Genomic DNA, 25215 nt, shown 5'->3' on the forward strand with positions numbered 1-25215 from the left:
AACCATCATGTTTGAACGCTTGATCCGCTTCGCCATCGACCAGCGCTGGCTGGTGATGCTGGCCGTGGCCGCGATGGCCGGCCTGGGCATCTACAGCTATCAAAAGCTGCCCATCGACGCCGTGCCCGACATCACCAATGTGCAGGTGCAAATCAATACCCAGTCCGCCGGCTATTCGCCGCTGGAAACCGAGCAAAGGGTCACTTTCCCCATCGAGACGGCCATGGCCGGCTTGCCGAACCTGGAACAGACGCGCTCGCTGTCGCGCTATGGCCTGTCGCAAGTGACCGTGATCTTCAAGGATGGCACGGACATCTATTTTGCCCGCCAGATGATCAACGAGCGCCTGCAGGAAGCGAAGGAAAGCTTACCGGCCGGCATCACGCCGAAGATGGGGCCCGTCTCCACGGGACTCGGTGAAATCTATTTGTGGACGGTGGAAACGCAGGACGGCGCGAAAAAGCCTGACGGCACGCCGTACACGCCGACGGACTTGCGCGAAATCCAGGACTGGATCATCAAGCCGCAGTTGCGCAATGTCACGGGTGTCACGGAAATCAATGCCATCGGCGGCTACGCCAAGCAATACCAGGTGGCGCCGTATCCGGAAAAACTGGCCGCCTACGGCATCAGCCTGCAAGACGTGGTGACGGCGCTCGAGCGCAACAACAGCAACGTGGGCGCCGGCTACATCGAACGGCAGGGCGAGCAACTGCTGATACGCGCGCCGGGCCAGGTGGCGTCCAAGGATGACATCGGCAACATCGTCGTCGCCAATGTGCAGGGCGTGGCGATCCGCATCCGCGACGTGGCCGACGTGGTGCTGGGGCGCGAGCTGCGCACGGGCGCGGCCACGGAAAACGGCCGCGAAGTGGTGCTCGGCACCGTCTTCATGCTGATCGGGCAGAACAGCCGCGCCGTGTCGCAAGCCGTCGATAAAAAGATGATCGAAATCAACCGCAGCCTGCCGAAAGGCGTGCACGCCGTCACCGTGTATGACCGCACGGTGCTGGTCGACAAGGCGATTAATACGGTGAAGAAAAACCTGCTGGAAGGCGCCGTCCTGGTGATCGCCATTTTGTTTTTGTTCCTCGGCAATATCCGCGCGGCCGTCATCACGGCCATGGTGATACCGCTGGCCATGCTGTTCACGTTTACGGGCATGGTGCAATACCATGTGAGCGCCAACCTGATGAGTCTGGGAGCGCTGGACTTCGGCATCATCATCGATGGCGCCGTGGTGATCGTGGAAAACTGCGTGCGCCGCCTGGCCCATGCGCAGCAGAAACTCGGGCGACCCTTGACCTTGCAAGAGCGTTTTCACGAAGTGTTTGCGGCATCGCAAGAAGCGCGCCGGCCCTTGCTGTATGGTCAGCTGATCATCATGGTCGTGTACCTGCCCATCTTCGCGCTGACGGGCGTGGAAGGCCGCATGTTTACGCCGATGGCCCTGACGGTAGTGATTGCCTTGCTCGGCGCCATGCTGCTGTCGATCACCTTCATCCCGGCCGCCGTGGCGCTGTTTATCGGCGACAAGGTAGCGGAGAAGGAAAACGCCATCATGCGCGCGGCCAAGCGCTGGTATGCGCCGCTGCTCGGTAAAGTGATGCGCAACACGCCCGTCGTGCTGACGGGCGCGGCGGTGGCCGTCGTACTGTCAGGCTTGCTGGCCACGCGCATGGGCAGCGAATTCGTGCCCAGCCTGAACGAGGGCGACATTGCCATCCAGGCCTTGCGCATCCCCGGCACCAGCTTGACGCAATCGCTGGCCATGCAGCAGCAGCTGGAAAGCAAGCTGATGGCAAACCACAAGGAAATCGCGCGCGTGTTCGCCCGCACGGGAACGGCCGAGATCGCCTCTGACCCCATGCCGCCGAATATTTCCGACGGCTACATCATGCTGAAACCCCGCAGCGAGTGGCCAGAACCGAAGAAGTCGCGCGAGCAATTGCTGGCGGAAATCGAAGCGACGGCCACCAGCTTGCCAGGCAACAACTACGAGTTTTCGCAACCGATACAGCTGCGCTTCAATGAACTGATTTCCGGCGTGCGCAGCGACGTGGCCGTGAAACTGTTCGGCGATGATATGGGCGTGCTCGACAGCACGGCGGCGAAGATCGCCGGCGTGCTGGGCAAGATACCCGGTGCGACAGAGGTAAAAGTCGAGCAGACGACGGGGCTGCCCATGCTGACGGTGCAGATCGACCGCGAGCAGACGGCCCGCTATGGCCTCAACATTGCCGACGTGCAAGCGGCGATTGCCACGGCCATCGGCGGGCAAGAGGCGGGCACCCTGTTCCAGGGCGACCGCCGCTTCGACATCGTCGTGCGCCTGCCCGACAGCCTGCGCAGCGACCTGGAGCAACTCAAACGCCTGCCCATCGCCCTGCCCCTGGGCGCGGCGGCGGAAGGCCGCGCGCGCTTCATCCCGCTCGGCGAAGTGGCCAGCCTGCAAGTGGCGCCGGGGCCGAACCAGATCAGCCGCGAAGACGGCAAGCGCCGCATCGTCATCAGCGCCAACGTGCGCGGGCGCGATATCGGCTCGTTCGTGGCCGACGCCACGCAGCAGCTGCAGGCGCAGGTGGCCATTCCCGCAGGCTACTGGACCAGCTGGGGCGGCCAGTTCGAGCAGCTGCAGTCGGCCACGAAACGCCTGGAACTGGTCGTGCCCGTGGCGCTGGCCCTCGTGTTTGTGTTGCTGTTCGCCATGTTCGGCAACGTCAAGGATGGCTTATTGGTCTTCAGCGGCATCCCGTTCGCCTTGACGGGCGGCATCGTCGCCCTGTGGCTGCGCGACATCCCCATGTCGATCTCGGCCGCTGTCGGCTTCATCGCCCTGTCCGGCGTGGCCGTGCTGAACGGCCTGGTGATGATCGCCTACATCCGCCAGTTGCGGGAACAGGGCATGCCCTTGCAGGAGGCGATACGCGAGGGAGCGATCACGCGTCTGCGGCCCGTCCTGATGACGGCGCTGGTGGCGTCGCTCGGTTTCGTGCCGATGGCCATTGCCACGGGCACGGGCGCCGAAGTGCAGCGTCCGCTGGCCACCGTGGTGATCGGCGGCATTTTATCGTCGACGGCCCTGACCCTGCTGGTGCTTCCGCTGCTGTACCGGCTGGCGTACCGTAAGGAAGACGAGGTGGAAATGCAGGCCGCGCCCGAAGGCGCGGCGGTGTAATCCTGGAACCAGGCGTAGCAAAATCGTAGCGAGCGGCTTCGAGGCTCGGCGCCCCCTTGTGGCTGAGAAGCGCAGCTTTACTTAAGTACAGCGAGCATCGGAGGCCGCAAAGCGTGCCGCGCAGTAGATTTTGCTAGCCTGGCCGGCGGTAGCCGCCTTCGATCCAGTTCGCGGCGGACGTCGCGTTGAACTTGAAGGCGGCCGAGGTGCGCACCTTGGCGATCTGTTCGCCGTCGGCGTCGTAGGCGCTCAATTCCGCGTACGGGTGGTCTTCGTCGGGCACGATGTCGAACATCACCTTGATCTGCCCCTCGTCGGTGGCGACGAACACATTCTTGTGCAGTTGCGCATGCAGCTGCTGCTCGTGGCGGCGCAGCACCTCGGACGCCGTCTTGACCAGGGTATTGAAGGCGTTGACGTCGAGCGGCTTCGGGTTTTTCTTGTCGCGGCCCATGGTCCACGGGCCCACGAGGGCCGGCTCCGGCTCGCCATCCTTGATCATGGCCACGGCCCAGCCCTCATCTTCCTCGTTCTTGATCACGCGCGCCGTCCAGCCATTGCCTACCCACAGGCGCGGCTCCTGGATCGGGGCGTCATTGTCCGGCTCGGCGGATTCATCGGAAAAATCGGAAAAATCGGGAAAATCGGTACTCATGGCGGTGCTCGTGATGGAAGGTCGGGGCTAGCATGATAGTCGAAAATGCCCACCCGTGCCGCCTTGCCGCAAGGTAAGACGCGGCCCGCCGTAGTCGATCCCGGCAAGAAGACAAGCTATCAATTTAGTAGCTTTATTCTAGCAATTGGGCTTTGATATTTCTCAAGCAAGACTATTATTATTTTGCAATCTGAATTGTGTTTTTTGTATTTAAATATTGCACGTAGTAATGCTTGGCCTCAAGTAACTCCTTGACCATGCGACGTCCCTCGCCCCTGCACGCCGCACTGCTTCGTCACGCCGGGCACTTTCGTCTTTCCTGATAAAAATAGCTGTGCACACCATATACATTCGAGGGAACCACCATGAAAATCTTGTCCACTCTGGCCTTGGCGACGCTCGCTGCGGCCGCCGGCAGCGCCAGCGCCCTACCCACCTTCACGGCCGGCGGCACGGCACTGGCCGGTGAAGGCCTGGTGACGTCGGTTGCAGGCGCCACCACGATCGATTTCAACAGCGGGATCTTGCCAGCCAACTACATCGACGGCGCCCTGTTCACGGGCACGGACGGCAACCATGCCGCCCCTCCCGGCGACACGAGCATGTATTTGTCCGTGGGCATTTCGTCCGACCAGCACCCGCTCGTGACGGCCAGTTTCGCCAGCGGCCTCAGCTATTTCGGCTTCTACATGGGTTCGCCAGACGGCTACAACAGCGTGACCTACACCTTTGCCGACCAGAGCAGCACCACCCTGACGGGCACGGAACTGGCCAGCCTGGCCGGCAACTTGCCCGATGGTAATCAATCGGTGGGCATGTACGTAAACGCCTTCGCCGGCGAGGGGGAAAAAATCACCTCGGTGGCCTTCCACTCCAGCTCGAATGCCTTCGAGACGGACAACCACGCCTTCATCGCCGCCGTGCCGGAACCGGAAACCTATGCCATGCTGCTGGCGGGCCTGGGCTTGCTGGGTTTCATGCTGCGCCGCAAAGCGTCGTAGCAAGCGTCGTCCAAGACATGCCGTGATCAAGCCAAAGCCCGCAACGCGGGCTTTTTTTTACGGCAACCATCGCACAGCGACGGCGCGGGCTTCAGCACATGGACATGGCAGGCCGGTTGGGCCAGGTCAGCGGCGGGCCGGGCGGTACCCAGCGCGGATCGATGGCCGGCAGCGGCGCATGGTAATTGAATGGGTTGATGATGATCGGCGGTATCGCCGATGGCGCGCCGACGGGCTCGGCACAGGACTGCGGGGCGCTACGCTGGCGCGTGCTTCGATGGTGGGAAAGGGATAGCGATTGATCCCCGGTATCTGCAAACAAAAGCATGTTGCCCTCCTTGCGAGACTGAGGTGTTCAGTATAGGACGGCTTGCGCGTATTACAAGAAAAGAAATCTTGTTGCAGATCAGTGTTTCCTGCCCGTGCAGACCTTCCATACCGTGAAAATGACCGCCTGTCGCACGCCGCTGGCGGCCAGAGGGGCGTGCCCCTACAGTGTGAGCATGCAACACCCCATCCCCCATCCACAGAGGCCCATCATGAAAAAATTGCTCACCTTCGTACTCATCGTCATGCTCGCCTGCCTGTTCCTCGACAAGATAGCCGGCAGCGACATGCACATGCAGTTCCACGGCGACGATATCGACGGTCCGCTGGAATGGCTGTTCGGTCTGGTGTTTGCCGGCGGCGGCCTGCTGATCGCCGCCATCGCGCTGGTGTGCGCCGCCGTCGTCACGGGCGTCGTGCTGGCCGGCGTGGGCGTGGTGCTGGTGGCCGTGGTGGCCTTGTGCGTGGTGCTGGCGCTGGCCTTGAGCACGCCCGTGCTGCTGCCGCTGCTGATACCCGTCGCCATCGTCTGGCTGATCGTCAGCCGCAACCGCAAGCAGGCGCAAGCGCGTCAGCACAGCCTGTAATCACTGCGCCATGAACTTGCTGAGCACGCCGTCGCTGCCGCCGTCATTCTGCTCGATGCGGTTGCGCCCGCCACGCTTGGCCCGGTACAGCGCTTCGTCGGCGCGCGCCAGCACGGCGTCGCAATCGGCATCCGTGCCGGCCATGGCGGCCATGCCGATGCTCACCGTGATGGTGATCAGGATGCCGCCATCGGTGGTCAAGGAACTTTCCGCCACGCGCCGGCGCAGCCGTTCGGCAAACACGGCCGCCGCCGGCAGATCCGTGCCCGGCAGCAAGATGGCGAATTCCTCGCCGCCCACGCGGCCCGGCACGTCGACCTTGCGCAGCGCCTGGCACATCAGCGCGCCCAGGTGGCGCAGCACGGCATCACCCACGGCGTGGCCGTACTCGTCGTTGACGCGCTTGAAGTGATCGATGTCGAGCATCAGCACGCTGGCGCAGCTGGCCAGTTCGCGCTGCAGCCGGGCATGCTCGTTTTCCAGCGCCGCCATGAAGTGACGGCGGTTCGGCAAGCCGGTGAGGAAATCGGTGGTGGCCAGCTGCAGCAGTTCCGCATTCATGCGCTTGCGCTCGGTGATATCGAGCGAGGAAACCATGATGAAGTCCAGGCTGTCCGCATGGCCGGGCATCACCAGCAAGCTCAACTCATTTTGCCGCGCCGCGCCATCGAGGCGCACGAAGCTGCTTTCGCACTCGTACAGGTGGGCGCCGCCAGCCAGCGCCAGCAGGGCATCGCCGAAACGGGGCAAGGCGCTGTCGTCAAAATTCTGCGCCAGGCTCAGCGCGCCGCGGCGCTGGTCGTCCTCGTTGGCGCGCACCTGCGCCAGCGCGGCGCCGTTCGCGTCGATGATGCGCACCAGTCCCGCCAGTTGCTGCAGCGCAGCAGGATTGGCCTGGAAGTACGCCCCCAGGTCGCGCACGCCCCCTTGCTCAAGCGTATCGAGCGCGGCGCGCACGGCCGACCAGTCCTGTTCCCACAAGGCCACGGGCGCATGGTCATACAGACTGCGGAAGCGGGCTTCGCCGGCGCGCAGGGCCAGCGCCACCTGCGCCTGTTCGATGGCCATGCCGGCCAGGTGCGCCGCCTCGCTGAGCCGCGCCAGATGCGCCGCGCCCGGCAAGGTGGGCTGGCGGTGATACGCCATCAGCACGCCCAGCAGCTTGCCCGAGCCGCCACGCACGGGCTCGGCCCAGCACGATTGCAGCTGGGCCCGCCACGCCAGTTCCATCGTTTCCTGCGTATCGGCGGCGGCATGCAGGTCGCCGACGATCACGCGCTGGCCGTCGCGCAGCGCTTGCACGGCGATGCCATGCACGCCTTGCAGGGTGTCGAGGCCATGGCCATGGCTGGACAGGTTGAAAAACGCAGGCAAGCCCGGCGCGGCGCCCAGCACCAGGCGGTGGCGGCTTTCATCGAGCAGCAAGATGCTGCACAGCATGGCGGGATGGTCGGCTTGCACGCTGAGCACCACGCTTTCCAGCACGCGTTCCAGCGGCGCGCCCGTAGCCAGCATTTCCAGCACTTGCCGCCGCGTGTGCTCGCGCCGTTCCATCTGGCTGCGCTCGCTGATGTCGCGGAAGGTCCACAAGCGTGCCTGCTCATTGCCCAGCTGCATGCTGCGCACATATTGCTCGACCACCCGTCCATCGCGCAGGTGCAGCACGTCGCGCCGCTCGCGGTGGCCGTGCGGCGCATGGGCGCGGGCGCCCAGAAAAGGCGCCGCCTGCTCCAGCTGGCTTTCCACATGGCGCACCAGGGCCGTGCCATCGGCTTGCCAGTCGAGCGCGTCGGGCACTTGCCACAGGTCGCGGAAGCGCCGGTTCGAGGTGAAGATGCGGCCATCGATGTTGTCGACCAGAATGCCGTCGATGGTCGAATCGAGGATGCTGCGCAACATGGCCTGGCTGCGCTGCGCCGCCTCGGCCATCGCCAGCACGCTCGCCTGGCCCTGCTCCAGCTGGCCCGTCAGCTCGCTCGAGCGCGCCAGTGCCGCCTGCGCGCGGGCGCGGCCCGCCGCCAGCAGCCAGGCGGCCAGCGCCAGCACGATGCTGGCCAGCAAGCCGGTCAAGGCCACCAGGCGGGGCCGCGCCAGCAGCTCGCCATCGAAGCCCGGCAGGGCGCGCACGCGCAAGGTCCAGGCATGGCCGGCGATGCTGATCGCCTGCTGCGACACCAGGCTGTCCGAGGCGGCAAACGATAGCGGGCCCGGCAAGCTGTCATACATCAGGGCCGCCTCGGCCAGTTGCGCGCCATCATAGATTTCCAGGTCCAGCTGGCGCGCCCCCTCGCCGCCCACGCCCGCCATCAGGTCGCCCATGCGGAACGGCGCAAAGACCCAGGCGCGCAAGGCCGCGCGCCGCTGCGCCACGCTGGCATGCAGCAAGCCATTGTCATACACGGGCAGCACGACGAGGAAGCCATGCGCCTGGGCGCTGCCGCCATCCTGCACCAGTTGGATCTTGCCCGTCATGGCGGCCTGGCCCGTGTCGCGCGCCTGCTCGAGCGCGGCGCGGCGCACGGGCTCGGACCAGATGTCATAGCCGAACGCCAGCAGGTTGCTCTCGCTCAAAGGTTCCAGATAGGTGATGGGCGCGTGCCAGGCCCGCTGCCCCTGCGGACGCACGGCATAGCCGGGATAGCCTTCCGCGCGCACGCTGGCCTCGTGCCGCGCCAGGGCGGCGCCGGGCAACAGCGGCAGGTAGCCGATGCCGTGGATGCCGGGAAAGTGGCGGTCCACCTGCTGCACCGCCAGGTAGGCGTGGAATTCGCGGCGCGTGACTTCCTGCGAACTGGCATACAGCCCTTGCACCCCGTGCAGCACCTGGATGTAGGTCTGCATGCGGCCGACGATGTTATTCACCAGTTCGCGCACGCGGAAATCGAAATCGGCCTGCACCTGCTGTTCGCTGGCGTCGCGGGCATTGCGCCAGGCGCCATACGTCAATCCCAGGCACAGCGCCAGCACCAGCGTGGCCAATACGCGCGGTCCCACCCAGTGCGACACTGGCCGGGCAAACCACGACGAAGACGCGCGTGTAGGCATGGCAGGCTGACAAGCAGAACGGGTATCCAACCGCTACACGGCCAGCAACATGGCTGGCAGCGGGCTGCACGATTACCATCGGTAGTCGATGAGAATGATAGTACGTTACAGCGGGCAGCCTTGCAATGCTGAATATTGTATGAAAAAAATCACAAATTTCGTAAATGCAATAATGTGTACTTCGGGAAAATTCGATGCCGTAGAAACCATCACGCAGGAGTCGCGTTTGCAGCAAGATAGCTGGCAGGGAACACTATGGCTGGCGCCTGACTTTGCCATCCTGCATGGCGCAGCGGGCGCCACGGCCAGCCACGCCCATTATGCGCACCAGCTGATGCTGAGCACGGGAGCGCCCTTCACGGCCGAGCTCGACGGCATCGTCCACACGGCGCGGCACTTGCTGGTCGACAGCCTGCGCCCGCACGCCATCCTGGCCGCGCCGGCGCCCATGCTGACCATCTATGCGGAACCGCAACGGCTGGGCGGTGCGGCCCTGCTGGCGGCCGCCGGCGGCGCAGGCGCACCCACCCTGGACGGCATCGCCGCCGCGCTGCAGGCACAGCCGCGCCAGATCCTGGCCGACGCGCGCCTGCAGCGGGCGCTGGACCAGGTCGATGCGCTGCTGTCGGGCAAGGTCAGTGCGGCCGCCGTGGCCGAAGCGGCACACTTGTCGCTGAGCCAGCTGGAGCGGCTGTTCAGCGCCCAGCTGGGCTTGCCCGTGCGGCGGCTGGTGCTGTGGCGCCGCTTGCGCCTGGCCATCCGTTTCATCTTGCTCGGCAGTACCTTGACGGAGGCGGCCCACGGTGCCGGCTTTGCCGATGCCGCGCATTTTTCGCGCACCATGCGCAGCCTGTTCGGCGTGCGCGCCGACCGCAGCTTGCGCCAGCTCAAGGTCAAGCTGCTCGATTGAGTGTTCACTTCAGCGCCTGCTTCAAGCCGTCCGGCAGCTCGGGCGCGCGCACGCCCTCTTCCGCGCGGAACGGTTCGAGCAATTGCGGCAGGTAGGCCACGGGATAATCGGGACGGCTGCCGATGCCCAGGTCCTCGCCCCGCATGCGGTAATCCGGTGCGTCGAAACGGGTGCCCAGCAAGCGGTCCCAGCAGGTAAAGAACAGGCCGAAATTCACGTCGCCCGCCGTGCCGTACTTCATGTGGTGAAAGCGGTGCACGGGCGCCCAGGCAAACACGTGGCGCAGCGGCCCCATGCGCATGTCCACATTCGCGTGCTGCAGCAGCAGCTGAATCGCCACGGCAAACGCCAGCACGGCCATGACACGCTCCGGGATGCCCAGCAGCAACAAGGGCAGCATGCCGCCCGCCGCTTCCAGCAGCAGGTGCAGCGGATGCTTCATCCAGCCATTGAAACCATACAGGCGCTGCACGCTGTGGTGCACGGCATGCAGTTTCCACAGAAAGTAATAACGGTGACTCAGGTAATGCACGAGCGTGATGCCGCAGTCGGCAATGACAATCGCCAGCAGCAGCTGCAGCCAGAACGGCCAGGCGACGGGCCAGAACGGCCCCAGCGCCAGGTGCCCCGCCAGCAGGGGGAAGGCCGCCAGGCCCGGCAGGTACAGCGCTTCGTTGACGAGCGCATGCACGGCGTCGCGCCAGCCATCGCCTTGGGCGTGGTTCCACGCGCCATCGTATGGCAGATACCGTTCGGCAAGGAACGAGGTGAGCAGGGCCAGCAGCAGCAAGGGCGGCAAGACCCAGAGGGAATGTTGGCTAACCGCAATCAGATAACTGGCGGCGCCGATGAAGCCGGCCCAGAACACGGGGCCGTACAGCGCGGCAAAGAGGGATGTCATAACAAGATGCTCCTGTGGCAAAAACCACAGCATGGCTTGTCCCCCTGCCGCGCCGCTTGAAGAAACGGCGCAACACCACTTACTTGGCGGCCTTGCGCGCAGCGTATTGCTGGTAGCCGTTCGCGCGCAGGGCGCAGGCCGGGCAGGTGCCGCAGCCATAGCCCCAGTCGTGCAGCTGGCCCCGCTCGCCCAGGTAGCACGTGTGGGTGCCGCTGCGGATCAGGTCGACCAGCGGCTGGCCGCCCAGGTCTTCCGCCAGATCCCAGCTTTGCGCCTTGTCCAGCCACATCAGCGGCGTTTCCAGCTTCAGACGCGTATTCATGCCCAGGTTCAGGGCCACTTGCAGCGCCTTCATCGTGTCGTCGCGGCAATCCGGGTAGCCGGAGAAATCCGTCTCGCACATGCCGCCCACCAGCACTGTCAAGCCGCGGCGGTAGGCCACGGTGGCGGCCACCGTCATGAACAGCAAGTTGCGTCCAGGAACAAAAGTGTTCGGCAAGCCGTTTTCCTGCATGACGATCTCGACGTTCTGCGTCATGGCCGTATCGGAAATGGCGGAAATCAGCGACAGGTCGATCATGTGGTCCTGGCCCAGGCGGCTGTCCCATTCAGGCGACTGCCGGCGCATCTGTTCCAGCACGCCGGGACGCACGGTCAGCTCGATCGCATGGCGCTGTCCATAGTCAAAACCGATGGTTTCCACTCGGCTATAGTGCTTGAGGGCCCAGGCCAGGCAGGTGGTGGAATCTTGCCCACCGCTAAAGAGCACCAGTGCGGAGTCAGTTGCTAGCATAATTTCTTTCTTTTCAGTTTTACTCTGTTGCAATCGTGCGCGGGGAAACGTAATTCCCTGCGCAAAAAATACTTATTCGTCCGCCATCAGTTTACCTATTCCGGTAACATGCAGTCAGCATTTACTCATCTGGAGCACCATGTTTTCTGCACGACCCATACGGCATACAGCTGCCGGCAAGGCGATACGACCACGAATTTTGGCACAAGTAGTGACAAAAGCAATGGGTCAACTGACACTGGCGGCCGCCGGCAGTGTCATCTCGCTGTTTCCCATCGCCCATGCCGGCGCGCAGGAGGGTACGCAGGAACGCACGCAAGACGCCGTTGCGGACAGCCCCGCCACGGAAGCGGCGCCCGCCCCGCTGCAGTACGAGGTCAAGGTGAACGCGCCCGGCGACCTCGATGAGTTGCTGGAAAAAAACCTGGACCTGGAACGCTTCCGCGGCAACCCGCGCATGGACCGCGAGCAATTGCAGCGCCTCGTGCGCGATACGCCCGAGCAAGCCAGGAACCTCATCGCCACGGCCGGCTACTACACGCCCGTCGTCACGGTGCGCGTCGATACGACGGGCGCCAAACCCGTCGTCATCGTCGACGTCGACCCAGGCCAGCCCGTGACCGTCGACAAGGTCGAGCTGGAATTGCGCGGTTTCGACCCCACGCCGCCGCTGGCCGCTTCCGAGCCCTTCGATACGGAAGCCCTGAAGCGCAGCTGGTCGCTGAAATCGGGCAGCGTGTTCCGCCAAGCGGAATGGGAGTCCGCCAAGCGTGCGCTGCTGCGCGAAGTGGTGCAGACGCGCTACCCGCGCGCCCAGCTGGTCGATACGCAAGCCGTGGTCGACCCGGAAACGCACAAGGTGTCCTTGCTGGTGGTGCTCGACAGCGGCCCCGAGCTGCGCTTCGGCGAGCTGCGCATCGAAGGCTTGAAGCGCTACGATGCCAGCATCATCCGCAACCTCGACAAGATACGCCCGGGCGACTATTACAGCGAATCGGCGCTGCAATCGTTCCAGGCGCGCCTGCAGGACACGGGCTACTTTGCCAGCGTGGAAGTGAGCGCCGACATGAGCAGCATCCTGGGCGAACAGATCGAGGCAGGCCAGGAAAGCCAGCAAGCCGAGGCCGAAGGTGCCAGCGCCGGGGCCGCCGCCGAAACCAAGCCCGCCAACCGCGGCCCCGCGCCGCTGCTGCCGCTGGTCGTGCGCGTGACGGAAAACAAGCAGCAGAACGTCAGCGCCGGTCTCGGTTTCAGTACGAATACGGGTAATCGTGCCCAGCTCAACTACGACAACCTGAACGTGTGGGGCACGCGCTTCAAGAGCGCGCTCACCATGGAAACGAAGAAACAGGCGGCGCACGCCAATTTTTACTTTCCGACGACCGAGCGCGGCTACAACGACAGCGCGGGCGCCTCGTTCGAGCGCAGCGACATTTCCAACGAAATCACGGCCGTCACCACCATCTCGGCCAAGCGCAACTGGGGCGGCACCAACCTCGAACGCAGCCTGACGTTCGAGTTCCTCAGCGAAGACAAGACCGTGGTGGGCCTGGAACAGACGCGCAGCAAGAGCTTGCCGCTGACCTATGCCATCACCAAGCGCAGCCTCGACAGCCTGCTGTTCCCCACCAAGGGCTATGTCATCAATGCCCAGGTGGGCGGCGCACTGCTGCCCGTGCTGACGGACGAGCGCTTCGTGCGCGTGGCCGGCAAGGCCGTGTATTACCGTCCGCTCGGCGAAAAGGGCGAGCTGATCGTGCGCGGCGAAATGGGCGCGCTGGGCTCGAAGGAAAAACGCGGCGTGCCGGCCGTCTACCTGTTCCGCGCGGGCGGCGACCAGTCGGTGCGCGGCTATGCCTACCAGGAACTGGGCGTCAAGGAAGGCGACGCCACCGTCGGCGGGCGCTACATGGCCACCGCCAGCGCCGAATACCAGTACTGGTTCAAGCCGAAATGGGCCATCGCCGCCTTCTACGACGCCGGCAACGCGGCCGATACCGTCAAGGCGCTGACGCCGAAATCGGGCTATGGCCTGGGCGGGCGCTACAAGAGCCCCGTCGGTCCCATCAATGTCGACGTGGCATATGGCCACGCCGTCCACGCCTACCGTTTGCACTTTTCTCTGGGATTCACTTTCTGATGTCCGATATTTCTACCGAGTCCCCCAACGGCGCCGCGCCGCCACCGCCGGCGAAAAAACCGCGCCGCTGGCCCCACTACGTGCTGATCGCCGTCGCCAGCCTGGCCGTGCTGCTGGGTGGCGCCTTCTGGTTCCTGGGCCGCGAATCGACCCTGCAGATGCTGGTGCAAAAAGTGGCCAGCGCCAGCGGCGGCGACATTGAAGTGTCGGGCGTGTCCGGCTCGCTGTACAACCGCATGCACCTGGGCCACGTCAGCTACCGCAGCAAGACGCAGCACATCACGGCCGACAACATCGACATCAACTGGTCGCCGTTCCAGTTCTTTTCGGAAGGCATCGCCATCAGCGAACTGCACGTGGCCAGCCTGGCCGTGGAAAGCACGGCGCCGTCCGAGGAACCGTCGACCATGCCCGCCAGCCTGGCCGCGCCTTTTAAAATCGGCATTGCCGACGCGCGCCTGGACAAGGTGACCCTCGTCAGCGCGGGCGGCAACACGGTGTTTGAAAAGATCCATTTCACCTTGTCGGGCGACAAGTCGCAATGGCAGCTGGAAGATGCCTCGGCCCTGACGCCGTTCGGCCAGGCCACGGCCAGCGCGACGATTGCCGCCACGCAACCGTTCAAACTGTCAGGCAAGGCGGGCTTGACGCAGGTCAATCCTGCCGCCGGCGAAAAACCGGCCGCCCTGGCGCTGCAGCTGGGCGGCGACCTGAACCTGCTCAACGTGACGGCCAAGGGCAGCGCAGGCGCGGCCATGGCCGACGCCCGGCTGGCGCTGGCGCCGTTCGACCCCGTCATCATCCTGCGCTCGGCCAGCATTCAGGGCCGCAACATCAATCCGGGCAAGTTCGACGCCACCTTGCCGCAGGCGGACCTGAGCCTGGAACTCGATGCCGCCATCGACACCCGGCCGGCCAGGCAAACCGTGTCGGGCAAGCTGGCTATCCTCAACCACGCGACGCCGGGCCCCATCGACCAGCAAAAGCTGCCGCTGCGCCAGTTCGAGGCGCGCCTGGGCGGCACCCTGACGGCCACGACCCTGGAATCGGCCATCATCGATTTCGGCAACGCGGGCAAGTTCACGGGCAGCGGCAAGCTCAACCGCGACGCCGTCGATGGCCCCATCGGCAATGCGCAATTGACCTTGCACACGGACAAGATCGACTTGCAGCACATCTACAGCAGCATCAACAGCACGAAGATCGTCGGCGATATCGTGCTCGACAGCGACGGCAAGACGCAAACCCTGCGCGCCAAACTGGGCGAAGCCAAGCTGCGCCTGGACGTGGAAGCGACGCTGGCCGACTCTCTGGTGCAACTGCGCAAGGCCACCTTGCAGGCAGGCAAAAGCAGCGTCAATGCGACGGGCCAGATCAGCCTGAAGGACGAGCAACCGTTCAAGGCCGTGGCCAGCACCAGCCGCCTCAATCCCGCCGACTTCGGCGCCTTCCCCGTGGCCGACCTGAACCTCGACGTGCGCGCCAACGGCCACGTGGCCCCCAAGTGGCTGGCGAATGCGGACTTCACCGTACGCCCCAGCAAGCTGCTCGATCAGCCCCTGTCCGGCAAGGGCAAGCTGACGGCGGACGCGGCCCACTTCAGCGGCATCGACGTGCAATTGGCGCTGGGCAAGAATAACGTCACGGCGAAAGGCAACTTTGGCGGCGCCGGCGAAAAACTCAACTGGAACGTCGATGCACGCCAGCTTTCCGCCCTGAAAAGCGACTTGCTGGGCGCCGTGCAGGCCAGCGGCGTGGTGCAAGGCACCGTGCAGCAGCCGCGCACGAGCTTTGTGGCCGATGCGAAAGGACTGGGTTTAACGAGCGGCAAGCGCCCGGCAGCGGACAGCGCCATCCACGCCAGCGGCGAAGTGGGCTTGACGGGGCCGACGCAGCAGGCGGAATTGAAAATGACGGGTTCCTTGCAAAAGATCAACCCGGCCGCATTTGGCGCATCGCTGCCCAACGGCAACGTCAATGCGGATTTCAACGGCAGCGGCCGCCTGACGAGCGACTGGCAAGTGGCCCTCAACCTGGCCCTGCGCGAATCGACCCTGCAAAACGCCCCGCTGGCCGGCTACGCCAAGCTGTCGGCCAACGCGAAACGCATCGACAGCGTGGATACGGAATTGCGCCTGGGGCCGAACAGCCTGCTGGCCAAGGGTGCGCTGGGCGGCGCCACCGACAAGCTGACGTGGAAACTCGATGCGCCGCAACTGTCGATCCTGGGTCCCCGCTTTGCCGGCGTGCTGCATGCGGCCGGTTCCGTCTCGGGCAAGATGGACGCGCCCGCCGCGCAACTGACCCTCGATGGCAAGGACCTGACCTTCTTTGGCGACCAGCAATTGAAAGCCGTCAAAGGCAGCGCCAGCGTGGGCGCCGGCCAGGGCGCGCTCGACCCCATGGTCAGCAGCCTGGAGATCACGGGCTACGCCACACCCACCTTCAAGCTGGCCAGCGCCCGCCTGGGCACGACGGGCACGCGCGGCAGCCATACGCTCAGTTTGACGGCGCGCAATGACGATTTCGATGCCACCGTGCAAGTCAAGGGCAGCCAGAGCGGCGCCGCCTGGACGGGCAGCATCGACAGCCTGCAAAACAAGGGCCGCTACGCGCTCGTGCTGCAGGCGCCCGTGCCCGTGAAAGTGGCGGGACCAGCCGGCAGCGGCGTGGCGGGCCTGGGCCAGCCGGAACAGATCAGCGTGGGCAACACCGTCATCAAATTGCCGGCAGGCAGCATCACCATGCAAAACCTGGTCAAGAACGGCCCCCGCTGGACCAGTTCCGGCCAGGCGGCCGGCGTGGCCCTGACCTATCTGGCGCAAGTGATTCCCTCGCTGCAAGCCAATGCGCGCAGCGACCTGACCCTGGGCGCGCAATGGTCGCTCGACATGCAGGTGCCGACGGCGAAGCAGAAAGACCCGTCTTTGGCGGGCATGCTGCACATCTACCGCGAAAAAGGCGACGTGACGGTGGGCGTGGAACAGCCGCTGGCGCTGGGCCTGCGCACCTTCGATGCCCGCGTGGATGTCGCCAACCAGCAGCTGCGCCTGGCCGTGAAACTCGATGGCGCGCGCGCGGGCCAGAGCGATATCAATGCCACTGTGCAAATGTTGAACGGGCGCATCAGCAACGACAGCGCCCTGTCCCTGACGGGTACCACCAGTATCGATTCACTGGCCTGGCTGGCGCCGCTGACGGGCCAGCCAGGCCTGGAGCTGGGCGGCGCCCTGAAAGTGGCACTGGCCGGCAGCGGCACCATCGGCGCGCCACAATTGAATGGCGACATCAACGGCAGCAAGCTGCTGGTGAACTGGGCCGACCAGGGCTTGAAATTGCGCAATGGCGTGCTGCAAGCCAAGCTGGCCGGCGATCAACTGCAATTGCAGCGTTTGAGCTTTGACGGCGGCGATGGCAAGGTGCAGGCAGATGGCTGGGTACGCTTTGCAAATGGCGAGGCGAGCCTGGAACTGAAGCTGATGGCCGACCGCCTGCAGGCGCTGTCGCGTCCCGACCGCACCTTGATCCTGTCCGGCAACAGCACCCTGGTACGCAACGACAAGCGCTTCAGCTTCGAGGGCAAGTTCAAGGCCAACCGCGCGCTGATCGAACTGGCGCCGCAGGATACCCCGACGCAAAGCAATGACGTGGTGGTGCTGGGCAAGGAAGCCAAGGGTGGCAAGGAAGCGCCTTCGCTGCCCCTGAATATCGACCTGGAATTTGACCTGGGCAACAACTTCCACCTGCGCGGCATGGGGCTCGATGCGGACCTGGCCGGCAATGTGCGCGCCAGGGTCATCAACCGCGCCGCGCCGCGCGTGACGGGCAGCATCAAGGTTGTCACAGGTCAATACGCGGCCTACGGCCAGAAACTGTCGATCGAGCGGGGCCTGATCGCCTTCACGGGCGCCTACGACAACCCGTCGCTGAACATCCTGGCCGTGCGCAAGCGTCCCGAAGGCGAAGCCCTGTCGGAAACGAATGTGGAAGCGGGCGTGGAAGTGCGCGGCACGGCCCAGGCGCCGACGGCCAAGCTGGTGTCCACGCCGAGCGTGTCGGACAGCGACAAGCTGGCCTGGCTGATCCTCGGCCACGGCGCGGAAACGGCGGCCGGCGATGAAATGGCCTTGCTGACGACGGCCGCAGGCGCCCTCTTCGGCGGCTCCGGCGGCGGCTTGCAGGGCAAGCTGGCCAATTCGCTGGGCCTGGACGAAGTGGGCCTGTCGCAGGCGCAAGGGCTGGAAAGCACGGTCGTCACCGTCGGCAAGCGGCTTTCGTCGCGCGCCTACCTGACGTTCGAGCAAGGCACGAGCACGGCGACGAGCCTGGTCAAGCTGCGCTACAAGCTGAACCGCCGCATCACTTTGCAGTTCCAGACGGGCACGAACAATGCGCTCGACGTGCTGTACACGTGGGCGTTCGATTGACCGTCCGACCGCTCGACAATACGGACAGCCGGTAATCAATGCCGCTCAGTGCAAACTGAGCGGCATTTTTTTATCGATGGCTGATCACGAAACGCATAGGCGTAAAAACAAAGAATGGCGAAATTGGCGCAACCAAGAATTCCCGAGAATCATGCCAAAAAAATAAATTATTAAGATACAATCAATTCGCAGCAAATTTATGGGGATATATTTTTTTGAATTTTATAATCAAGGAAAATAGATGAAAACCAAAAAGAAAATTGCTTTTGCCGCTACGCTTGCAACATTGCTGGTTGCCGCCGCGGCTTACGCCCGGCCGATGTATTCCATTAGCTACACTTACTATTCCGATGCATCGTACTCGGACTACGTAGGCGGCGCAGAGTTCACCTGCTCGGGCAGGATGATTTATTGGGGCGAACAAACACCGTACCGCACGGAAGACATGCAAATGCCATGCTCCTCCACCGGACCGGAATTGCCCGGAACTGGCCACGGCTACCCATAAAATATTTACGCAGAAATAATAGAATATCGTGAAGCACGGGACAGCATGCATTTGGCATGCATGAATATTGCACTTTTAAAAACATGAGCACCGAACCCGGAAAATGACATGTTGTTCCGTAAAAAAAGCCCGCTACGCGGGCTTTATCTTTTCAGGACTTTTAAAAATGCATTCCAGGGCCGCGATGACGGCCGGATTTTCGCCCCCATATCGGAAGGAATGATGGGGCAGGAACCCGCCGCACTCTTGCGGCAAAGGACGCCAACGGCTTACTCAGCCACGTCGAGTCCCCGCTCGATCATGCCTTCGACATACGCGCGCAGGTATTGTTCCAGCGCGGGGCGGGACAGCACGTTGGCCGTCAGCGCGCCGTGCGGCGAGCCTTTCAGCACGCCGTCGTGGTACACGCGCGCAATCCAGGCCACGTCCGCGCCCTGGGTGTAATCGAGTTCATAGTCGAACGATTCTCCGCTGACTTTGCGTGTGTAGACTTCCTTGACAATTGCCATCTAAAACAGCCTTTCTTGACGAGATTAACTGGGATGCGGGTGCGGCACGGGATCGTCCTGCGGCACCGGGTGCACGGGCCCCGGATGGTGCCCGGGCGCTTCTTGCGGCTCCGGCGCCGGCATGGGTTCATCGACGGGCGCCGGGTCGGGCGCGCGGTGGGCATGGATGACTGACATGGCTGGCCTCCCTGCAGACAAAAGAAGACCATACCACGAGATGCCCGCCACCTGTCCATATTTGCCTGCCGGCCTGGCGTCCGCGAACGGCGGCATGGCGCGACAGGGCATAGTGCTTGCATGCCATGTAAATGTCAACAAGCAACTTTTACCGTTTGACAAGCATCGCCGCCCGCCCCCATCTGGCTTACAATCGCTGTTTTACCGTACCCGAATGCCTACATGGAAACCACTACCCTTGCCCTGCTGTTACTGGTCCCGCTGCTGGTCTGGCGCATTTATTCGCGCCTGAAGAAACTGGTGGCGCGCCAGAAGTCGCAGCTGTGGCGGCACTGGACGGTGGCGATCGCGTTTCCCGCGCTGCTGCTGTTCCTGGCGACGACGACGAAATTCGACGTCCTGCCCCTGTCCAGCCTGGGCGCGGCGGCGCTGGCCGGTGGCTGGCTGGGCGTGCTGGGCCTGAAGCTGACGCGCTTCGAGCAGGTCGGCAAGGATTTCTTCTTTACCCAGCACCGCTACCTGGGCCTGGCCATCACGATGCTGTTCATCGCCCGCTTGCTGTACCGCGGCATGGAAATCTACCTGAACTCGCGCCTCGACGTGCCCGTGCCGCCGCCGCCGTTCGGCCAGAGCCCGCTGACGATGGCCGCCTATGGCCTCGTCATCGGCTACTACGCCGTCTACGCGTGGGGCCTGGTGCGCTGGCGCCAGCGCAACCAGCCCTTGCAGGCTGCCGAGTAACTCAGTAGTACTGGCACAAGCCGGTACACGTCGTCACCGACAGCGCCTGGCGTATCGTCGCCAGCGCCGGCGCCAGGGCCGGATCGAGGTCCTGGTCCGCCTGCGCAAGACTGCCCAGCAAACGCTCGCGCAACGGCGGCGCCATCAGCGCCACATTGGCCGTGGCGTGCTGCGCCGCCGCTTCCAGCATCCGCTTCTTTTGCGCCACGCTCCAGAACGGCACTTGTACGAACTGCACCACGCCAACATACATGGTGGTCGAACCCTTGCTGAAGGCGCGCGCGCGCATGCGCTCGGGTCCGCTCACCGCATCCGCTGGCTGGGCACTGAATTCCTGCTCCATCAGCCCGATCAAATGACCATGGCAATGCATGCCAAAGGCAAAAAAGGTGCTCATTTCATCGCCATAATTGGCCAGGTTCTGCGTTACCTGGTCCGTGCGCGCCTGCTGCAATTCGGCCCCGGACAGCGGCAGCGGCCGCTCGCTGCCGAACGTGTAATACGCCTTGCCGATGTTGGTTGCCCGCTCGCACAGTGCCACGCTCTGGTTCAGGTCCTGCAGCGCGGCGACGGGCGCCTGGAACAGGCGCGGCGCATCGGTAATCCGCTCAAACAACGCTGCCACGCCAGGATCGCCCAGGCGCGGCAAGCCGCTCTGCATCGTTGCCTTGGCCATCAGCGCTTCCAGCTGGCCGCTGGCTTGCTGGAAATCGGTATAGCTGTCGGCCCAGGCGGCGGGCGCCACGAGGACGGAGGAAAGGCAGAACAGGCGGCCGAGGCGGCGCAGCGGCATGGAAATTGACAGGGACATGGGATCAGGAAAACACTATTGGAAAATTGGCAATTATAGGCAATTTGTATCCACAGTGCATTTAATTGCGTTTTACACCACACTTACCTGGGCGATGATGGTGACGCGCGGCCAGCGCGCCGCATAGTCCTTGCCGGCCAGGCGCTGCGCATAACCGTCTTCGCTGATGCGCGTGGGGTTGCGCCGGATCACCATATTGAACAAGTCATCGAGGCCATGCGGCGCGACGATGCCGATCTCGCCGTCGGGCTGCAGCCAGATGCCAACCGAGGTGGCAAATTCGGGCCAGGTAGCGATGGCGTCGTCGAGCGACAGCAGGGGCGGCACGGCGTAGCCAAACTCAGCTTCGAACCACAGGTGCACCCGGGCCTGGTTGCATACTTCCCATGGCAGGCCTGGCAGCACAGCTTCCAGGCGCTGGCGCAGCTGCACCTCGCTCTCCGCCAGCACATCGTGCGCATCGAAATACGCCACGTCGATGTCGCTCAATGCCGACGGTTGCGCGTAGCCGTGCAAGGCATCCCACACGAGGTTGCGCACGGCGCCGACGCCGATGCAGCAGTGGGGCAAGCCCAGCTGCGCCACGGCTTGCAGGGCCTGCATGCACCACGGCGTGGCGCGGGCGATGGCGCGCAGGCGCGCGGCCAGCGCTTCCTGCGTGCGCATTCCTATGGCCGTATCTGCGGCGCCACGCCGTCGTTGCTCACCGTGCCTTCGACATTGCCGAAATACACGTCCAAATCCTGCTTCGGATGGAAGTTGCGCAGCTTGACTTGCAAGGTGGTGGGGTTGATCTTGGTGAACGTGCCGGGGAAGCACAGGCTGATCAGCTCGTCCGGTTTGCCCTTGATCAAGTTCAAGGTGAAATCCTCGATGCCATTCTTCCAGGTGTTGCCCGTCGTCAAAATGTACGAGACCCACACGGCATTGACGAAGCCGCTTTCGCCCTGCTGGGCCGCCAGGCGGTTCCACGTCTTGTAGAACGCCTTGTCGCCGCAGTATTTCTTTTCGAACTCGTTGCCATCGCCCAGGTAAGAAGCGCCGGGGCCGGCCGCGACGAATGGCGCATATTGATGGCGCACGCGCACGACCTTGCCGGCGGGGAATTTCTGCTGCCACAGGTAGATGACTTTCACGGTCCAGGCCGGCACCCACTCCTCGTCGTACAGCTGGGCCAGCAAACCCTCCTTGATCATGATCTTGCTCTGCGCGGCCGTCAACGGCGCCACCTTCTTGTCGAACGGCGTGTGCGACGGGAAATACGCGATCTGCGCGTCGGACAGACCCAGCTGGCGCAAGCGGGCCGTCACGTCGTTGCTGTCGATCTTGGCGACAAACGTGGTCTTATAGTCCTTGCGCTTGCCATCCACGTCGACGGTAAACTGCTGCGGCTGGCCATAATACGTGGGCGAACCGTGGTAGCCGGCAGAGTATTCGGGCAGCGGGAAAAAGATCGTTTCTTCCACGTCCCTGGCCGATTCATTAAGGAATTCGTACTCGACCTTGATCAAGTCCGTGCTCACGCTGAGCACTTCCTTTTTCATGGCCACGGCGTCCGTCTTGCCGAACAGGATGCCGCCCGCGCTGACGGAACCGATGCCGTCGTTGGCCATGGCTGGCGCCGAGCACGCCAGCGCCATGGCCGCGGCCAGAACGAGCTTGCGCGCGGTCATCATGCTGCCTTGCCCGGTGCGGGTTCGATCCGGCGCTGCAGCACGAAAATCGGTTGCGCCCATTGGGTATCCTTCTTTTTCTTGCTCGTGATCAAAGTGAGCTCCGATGGATCGTAGACATCCGTGTTGTGCGTCAACGGCGTCGTCATCAGGTATTGCGCTTCCGTGTTTTTCAGGAATTCGCCGACCAGTTGAATATTGCGGATATCGAGGTGGGCAAACGGTTCGTCGATGAAGACGAAGCCGCCGGAACCGTCTTCCGATTTCAGCAAGCCAATCAAGAGCACCAGCGACTTCATCACCTGCTGGCCGCCCGACGCTTCGCCATCGTTCATGCCGATGACGCCCTTGCCATCGAACTTGAAGCGCACGTGCAAGCCCGCCTGCGACAGCTGCACGTCGTCGTTTTCCAGGCGCACGGGGTCGGCATGCACTTCGATGCCGGCCAGCTCGCCCAGCTCCTTGATGTTCTTGCTGTAGGTCTTGATGGTATAGCGCAAGCGCTCCATGTAGGCGCCGCGCGCATTGCCCGTCGCTTCGATGGCGCGGTTGTTCTGGTAGCGGCGCTCGTCCGTTTCCGACTGGCGGCCATGCAATTGATCCGACAGGCGGTGGTGCTGGTCGATGACCGTGGCGTCGAGTTCCCAGTCGTCGCGCGCCAGGCTGTTTTGCAGGCTGGCCACGCGCAAGTCGACCTGGTGCGCATTCTGGTGCTCGGCGACAAGCGCCGCGCGGCGCGCTGGTCGGCGCCAGCTCTTCGGCAAATGGCGCCACGCATGGCGCAGGGCCAGCAAGGCACGCGCATGCTCGGCGCGCTGTTCAATTTGTTTCTTGTAGCCAAGGCGCGCACCCGCTTCCGCTTCGGACAGGGCCAGGCGCGCGTTTTGCCACACGGTATCGGCGCGCGTGCGCGCCACGGTGGCGTTCTTCGTCAGATTCTGCAACTCGCCCAGACGGCCGCCCACTTCCAGGCGCTCTTCCTTGAGCGGCTTCGAATTGCGCAGCGCTTCGGCGAATTCTTCCTGGCGCGCACTGAGTTCCTTGGCGGCATCGACGCCGGCGATGCGCGCTTTTAACGCACCCACTTCCGCCGCCAGCTTCGAGATCGCCAGGGTGAGCGTGTCTTCCTGGCCTTCCAGGCCCGGCAGCGAGCGCAGCAGCGCTTCCAGGCGGCCGCTGCGGCCAGCCTGGCCGAAGCGGTAGCGCGACGCTTCCACGAACAGCGAGCGTCCGCCGCGGCGTTCACGGTGATACGCCTCGGGCGTGATCCATTCCTCGTGGTTGCCCAATTTAAAGCCTGCTTCGACGGAATCAACGCGGGCAATGCGCGACAGCTGCTCGATCAGCCAGCTGGGCACGGGCGCGGAAAATTTCACCACCGCCAGCAGGCTCTCGTCTTTCGCCACCGGCGCCGTGACCAGGTCGGGCACGATGAAGTGGCGGTAGCGCTCCTTCTCGGCCAGGCGATAGGCAGCGGCCGCATCCTTGGCCTTGTCGAGCAGCACCACCGAGGCGTAACCGCCCAGTACGCCTTCGACGGCGCCCTGCCAGCGGCTGTCCGTCACTTCGACGATATCGGACAGCATCGCGTGGGCAATGCCCGCGTCGCGCAGCGCGCGGCGCATGCCGCGTACATTGTCCGGCTCCGGCATGGCCGTCTTGCCTTGCAGCGCGGCAATCGTTGCCTGCTCGCCCGCGATACGCGCCGACAGGGCGTCGCGCTGCTGGCGCTGCTGCAGCAATTGCGCTTCCTTCTGTTCCAACTGGGCCGCCACTTCGGCGATGTCGCTGCCCGAGTCGGCCGCCAGCTTGTGCAAACGGTCCTTCTGTTCCAGCAGGCTGTCCAGCGGTTTCAGTTTGGCATTGATCAAGGACAAACGGCTCTGCAAGCCGATCGACTCCTGCTCCAGCAGGGTTTCATTCATCTGCGCGTCGGACAGGGCCTTCGCCTGCGCGGCCAGCGCATTGCGTTTATCCGTCAGCTGCTGGTCGGCCTGCGCCATTGGTTTACGCGCATCGCGCAATTGCCGGCTGGCAATGGCCGCCTTTTCGCGCGCCTCGTGGTATTGCAGGCTGGGCAATACTTCTTCCAGCAGGTTGCGCCGTTCCTTATGTAAACCTTCCCACTGGTGGTAATTGGCCACGCGCAAGCGCAAGCCTTCCAGGTTGGTCTTTGACGCTTCCAGTTCCGTTTCGAAGCGTTTCAGCTCCACTTCCGTATCGCGCTGGTGGCGCTTGGCTTCGTCGTAGGCGTCCAGCACTTCCTTGTCGCCGAACACCTGGAACACTAGGTCGAGCAGCTGGCGCGGCGCGTATTCGCACAATTTATCCGTCTCGCCCTGCTCCAGCGCCAGCACTTTCGACATGGCGGGCGACAGGCCCGCATTGGCCAGGCGCTTGCGGTAGTTTTCCACGCCGAGCCAGTCGTTGGCGTCCGTGATGTCCTCGATCTGCACATTGCCCGGGCGCATCAAATACTGGCGCTTCCAGTCGCCGCCGTTCTTCTGGATCTGGCAAAACAGGGTCACTTCATCGTCGCTGAAGAAGCCGGAGCTGCGGAACGGGCGGTTCGACAGCTGCTTGCCCACGTTCTTGTTGTCGACCACGGCGCGCAGCCAGGCCGTCTGCTGGCCCGAATGGCGCGCATAGTGTTTATACGTGCGGCCCATCGAGCAATCGAGGCCGAACAGGGTGCGCAAGGCGTCGAGCAAGGTCGTCTTGCCCGAGCCGTTCTGCCCCGCGATGGTGATGATCTTCGCGTCGAGCGGAATATTCTTGATGCGCTGCCAGTAATCCCAGTGCACCAGTTCAAGTGATTTGATATGAAACATG

The 25215-nt window shown here is 63.8% G+C and carries 19 protein-coding genes; 8 read left to right on the plus strand and 11 right to left on the minus strand.

Annotated features, from left to right (window positions below; translation table 11 throughout):
* Positions 1-7 precede the first annotated feature (7 nt).
* Positions 8-3178 (plus strand): efflux RND transporter permease subunit, encoded by a 3171-nt coding sequence (locus AC07X6_RS04730; protein WP_494790253.1) that lies wholly within the window; start codon positions 8-10, stop codon positions 3176-3178.
* A 133-nt stretch (positions 3179-3311) separates the two neighbouring features.
* On the opposite strand, the gene AC07X6_RS04735 is transcribed toward AC07X6_RS04730, so the two are convergent.
* The gene (locus tag AC07X6_RS04735) at positions 3312-3833 is read right to left on the minus strand and encodes a hypothetical protein (RefSeq protein ID WP_494790254.1); all 522 of its coding nucleotides are present in this window, start codon (positions 3831-3833) and stop codon (positions 3312-3314) included.
* 365 nt (positions 3834-4198) lie between these two features.
* Between AC07X6_RS04735 and AC07X6_RS04740 the strand changes: the two genes are divergently transcribed.
* On the plus strand, positions 4199-4834 hold the full coding sequence (locus AC07X6_RS04740) for an Npun_F0296 family exosortase-dependent surface protein (RefSeq protein ID WP_230541366.1): 636 nt from the start codon (positions 4199-4201) through the stop codon (positions 4832-4834).
* 91 nt (positions 4835-4925) lie between these two features.
* Here AC07X6_RS04740 and AC07X6_RS04745 read toward each other — a convergent pair whose 3' ends face one another.
* A complete protein-coding gene (locus tag AC07X6_RS04745) occupies positions 4926-5162 on the minus strand; it encodes a hypothetical protein (RefSeq protein ID WP_141171583.1) in 237 nt (78 codons plus the stop codon).
* Positions 5163-5373: 211 nt separating this feature from the next.
* Between AC07X6_RS04745 and AC07X6_RS04750 the strand changes: the two genes are divergently transcribed.
* Complete coding sequence (locus AC07X6_RS04750) at positions 5374-5748, plus strand: hypothetical protein (RefSeq protein ID WP_230541364.1); 375 nt, start codon at positions 5374-5376, stop codon at positions 5746-5748.
* Here AC07X6_RS04750 and AC07X6_RS04755 read toward each other — a convergent pair whose 3' ends face one another.
* A complete protein-coding gene (locus AC07X6_RS04755; RefSeq protein WP_494790255.1) occupies positions 5749-8793 on the minus strand; it encodes a sensor domain-containing diguanylate cyclase in 3045 nt (1014 codons plus the stop codon).
* 172 nt (positions 8794-8965) lie between these two features.
* On the opposite strand from AC07X6_RS04755, the gene AC07X6_RS04760 reads away from it, so the two are divergent.
* The gene (locus tag AC07X6_RS04760; protein WP_494790256.1) at positions 8966-9703 is read left to right on the plus strand and encodes a helix-turn-helix domain-containing protein; all 738 of its coding nucleotides are present in this window, start codon (positions 8966-8968) and stop codon (positions 9701-9703) included.
* 4 nt (positions 9704-9707) lie between these two features.
* Here the strand turns inward: AC07X6_RS04760 and AC07X6_RS04765 are convergent, their stop codons facing one another.
* Positions 9708-10604: a sterol desaturase family protein gene (locus AC07X6_RS04765; protein WP_494790257.1), complete on the minus strand. Its 897-nt coding sequence runs from the start codon at positions 10602-10604 to the stop codon at positions 9708-9710.
* Positions 10605-10683: 79 nt separating this feature from the next.
* Positions 10684-11397 carry a 7-cyano-7-deazaguanine synthase QueC gene (queC, locus tag AC07X6_RS04770; RefSeq protein WP_230506544.1) on the minus strand — a complete coding sequence of 238 codons (714 nt, stop codon included), beginning with the start codon at positions 11395-11397 and terminating at the stop codon, positions 10684-10686.
* 223 nt (positions 11398-11620) lie between these two features.
* Between queC and AC07X6_RS04775 the strand changes: the two genes are divergently transcribed.
* The 3 genes from AC07X6_RS04775 (at position 11621) to AC07X6_RS04785 (ending at position 18472) form a co-directional block, all read left to right on the plus strand.
* Positions 11621-13537, plus strand: a complete 1917-nt coding sequence (locus AC07X6_RS04775) for an autotransporter assembly complex protein TamA (protein WP_230541359.1) — start codon at positions 11621-11623, stop codon at positions 13535-13537.
* Entirely contained in the window at positions 13537-17964 is a 4428-nt protein-coding gene (locus AC07X6_RS04780; protein ID WP_494790258.1) for a translocation/assembly module TamB domain-containing protein, read from the plus strand. The genes AC07X6_RS04775 and AC07X6_RS04780 overlap by 1 nt, the downstream gene beginning before the upstream one ends.
* A gap of 241 nt (positions 17965-18205) precedes the next feature.
* Positions 18206-18472 carry a DUF6289 family protein gene (locus tag AC07X6_RS04785; protein WP_230541357.1) on the plus strand — a complete coding sequence of 89 codons (267 nt, stop codon included), beginning with the start codon at positions 18206-18208 and terminating at the stop codon, positions 18470-18472.
* Positions 18473-18741: 269 nt separating this feature from the next.
* Here the strand turns inward: AC07X6_RS04785 and AC07X6_RS04790 are convergent, their stop codons facing one another.
* Together AC07X6_RS04790 and AC07X6_RS04795 are read right to left on the minus strand one after the other, a co-directional pair.
* Complete coding sequence (locus AC07X6_RS04790) at positions 18742-18981, minus strand: hypothetical protein (protein WP_494790259.1); 240 nt, start codon at positions 18979-18981, stop codon at positions 18742-18744.
* Positions 18982-19005: 24 nt separating this feature from the next.
* Positions 19006-19158 (minus strand): hypothetical protein, encoded by a 153-nt coding sequence (locus tag AC07X6_RS04795; RefSeq protein ID WP_168208500.1) that lies wholly within the window; start codon positions 19156-19158, stop codon positions 19006-19008.
* A 222-nt stretch (positions 19159-19380) separates the two neighbouring features.
* Here AC07X6_RS04795 and AC07X6_RS04800 point away from each other — a divergent pair, with 222 nt between their 5' ends.
* Entirely contained in the window at positions 19381-19899 is a 519-nt protein-coding gene (locus AC07X6_RS04800) for a CcdC protein domain-containing protein (protein ID WP_494790260.1), read from the plus strand.
* Between the two features lies 1 nt (position 19900).
* On the opposite strand, the gene AC07X6_RS04805 is transcribed toward AC07X6_RS04800, so the two are convergent.
* From AC07X6_RS04805 to AC07X6_RS04820, 4 genes are all read right to left on the minus strand, one after another.
* A complete protein-coding gene (locus AC07X6_RS04805; protein ID WP_494790261.1) occupies positions 19901-20710 on the minus strand; it encodes a hypothetical protein in 810 nt (269 codons plus the stop codon).
* A 72-nt stretch (positions 20711-20782) separates the two neighbouring features.
* The gene (locus AC07X6_RS04810; RefSeq protein ID WP_494790262.1) at positions 20783-21376 is read right to left on the minus strand and encodes a nucleotidyltransferase family protein; all 594 of its coding nucleotides are present in this window, start codon (positions 21374-21376) and stop codon (positions 20783-20785) included.
* Positions 21377-21378: 2 nt separating this feature from the next.
* Positions 21379-22386 (minus strand): DUF4424 family protein, encoded by a 1008-nt coding sequence (locus tag AC07X6_RS04815; protein ID WP_494790263.1) that lies wholly within the window; start codon positions 22384-22386, stop codon positions 21379-21381.
* Complete coding sequence (locus AC07X6_RS04820; protein WP_494790264.1) at positions 22383-25214, minus strand: ATP-binding protein; 2832 nt, start codon at positions 25212-25214, stop codon at positions 22383-22385. The genes AC07X6_RS04815 and AC07X6_RS04820 overlap by 4 nt, the downstream gene beginning before the upstream one ends.
* Between the last annotated feature and the right edge of the window lies 1 nt (position 25215).

This window comes from Janthinobacterium sp. GW460-12-1-14-LB5 (assembly GCF_059423585.1).

Bases quoted from the DNA above. Each gene is read 5' to 3' on its own strand.
- AC07X6_RS04730 (WP_494790253.1), top strand. From the start codon at position 8: ATGTTTGAACGCTTGATCCGCTTCGCCATCGACCAGCGCTGGCTGGTG.
- AC07X6_RS04735 (WP_494790254.1), bottom strand. From the start codon at position 3,833: ATGAGTACCGATTTTCCCGATTTTTCCGATTTTTCCGATGAATCCGCC.
- AC07X6_RS04740 (WP_230541366.1), top strand. From the start codon at position 4,199: ATGAAAATCTTGTCCACTCTGGCCTTGGCGACGCTCGCTGCGGCCGCC.
- AC07X6_RS04745 (WP_141171583.1), bottom strand. From the start codon at position 5,162: ATGCTTTTGTTTGCAGATACCGGGGATCAATCGCTATCCCTTTCCCAC.
- AC07X6_RS04750 (WP_230541364.1), top strand. From the start codon at position 5,374: ATGAAAAAATTGCTCACCTTCGTACTCATCGTCATGCTCGCCTGCCTG.
- AC07X6_RS04755 (WP_494790255.1), bottom strand. From the start codon at position 8,793: ATGCCTACACGCGCGTCTTCGTCGTGGTTTGCCCGGCCAGTGTCGCAC.
- AC07X6_RS04760 (WP_494790256.1), top strand. From the start codon at position 8,966: ATGTGTACTTCGGGAAAATTCGATGCCGTAGAAACCATCACGCAGGAG.
- AC07X6_RS04765 (WP_494790257.1), bottom strand. From the start codon at position 10,604: ATGACATCCCTCTTTGCCGCGCTGTACGGCCCCGTGTTCTGGGCCGGC.
- queC (WP_230506544.1), bottom strand. From the start codon at position 11,397: ATGCTAGCAACTGACTCCGCACTGGTGCTCTTTAGCGGTGGGCAAGAT.
- AC07X6_RS04775 (WP_230541359.1), top strand. From the start codon at position 11,621: ATGGGTCAACTGACACTGGCGGCCGCCGGCAGTGTCATCTCGCTGTTT.
- AC07X6_RS04780 (WP_494790258.1), top strand. From the start codon at position 13,537: ATGTCCGATATTTCTACCGAGTCCCCCAACGGCGCCGCGCCGCCACCG.
- AC07X6_RS04785 (WP_230541357.1), top strand. From the start codon at position 18,206: ATGAAAACCAAAAAGAAAATTGCTTTTGCCGCTACGCTTGCAACATTG.
- AC07X6_RS04790 (WP_494790259.1), bottom strand. From the start codon at position 18,981: ATGGCAATTGTCAAGGAAGTCTACACACGCAAAGTCAGCGGAGAATCG.
- AC07X6_RS04795 (WP_168208500.1), bottom strand. From the start codon at position 19,158: ATGTCAGTCATCCATGCCCACCGCGCGCCCGACCCGGCGCCCGTCGAT.
- AC07X6_RS04800 (WP_494790260.1), top strand. From the start codon at position 19,381: ATGGAAACCACTACCCTTGCCCTGCTGTTACTGGTCCCGCTGCTGGTC.
- AC07X6_RS04805 (WP_494790261.1), bottom strand. From the start codon at position 20,710: ATGTCCCTGTCAATTTCCATGCCGCTGCGCCGCCTCGGCCGCCTGTTC.
- AC07X6_RS04810 (WP_494790262.1), bottom strand. From the start codon at position 21,376: ATGCGCACGCAGGAAGCGCTGGCCGCGCGCCTGCGCGCCATCGCCCGC.
- AC07X6_RS04815 (WP_494790263.1), bottom strand. From the start codon at position 22,386: ATGATGACCGCGCGCAAGCTCGTTCTGGCCGCGGCCATGGCGCTGGCG.
- AC07X6_RS04820 (WP_494790264.1), bottom strand. From the start codon at position 25,214: ATGTTTCATATCAAATCACTTGAACTGGTGCACTGGGATTACTGGCAG.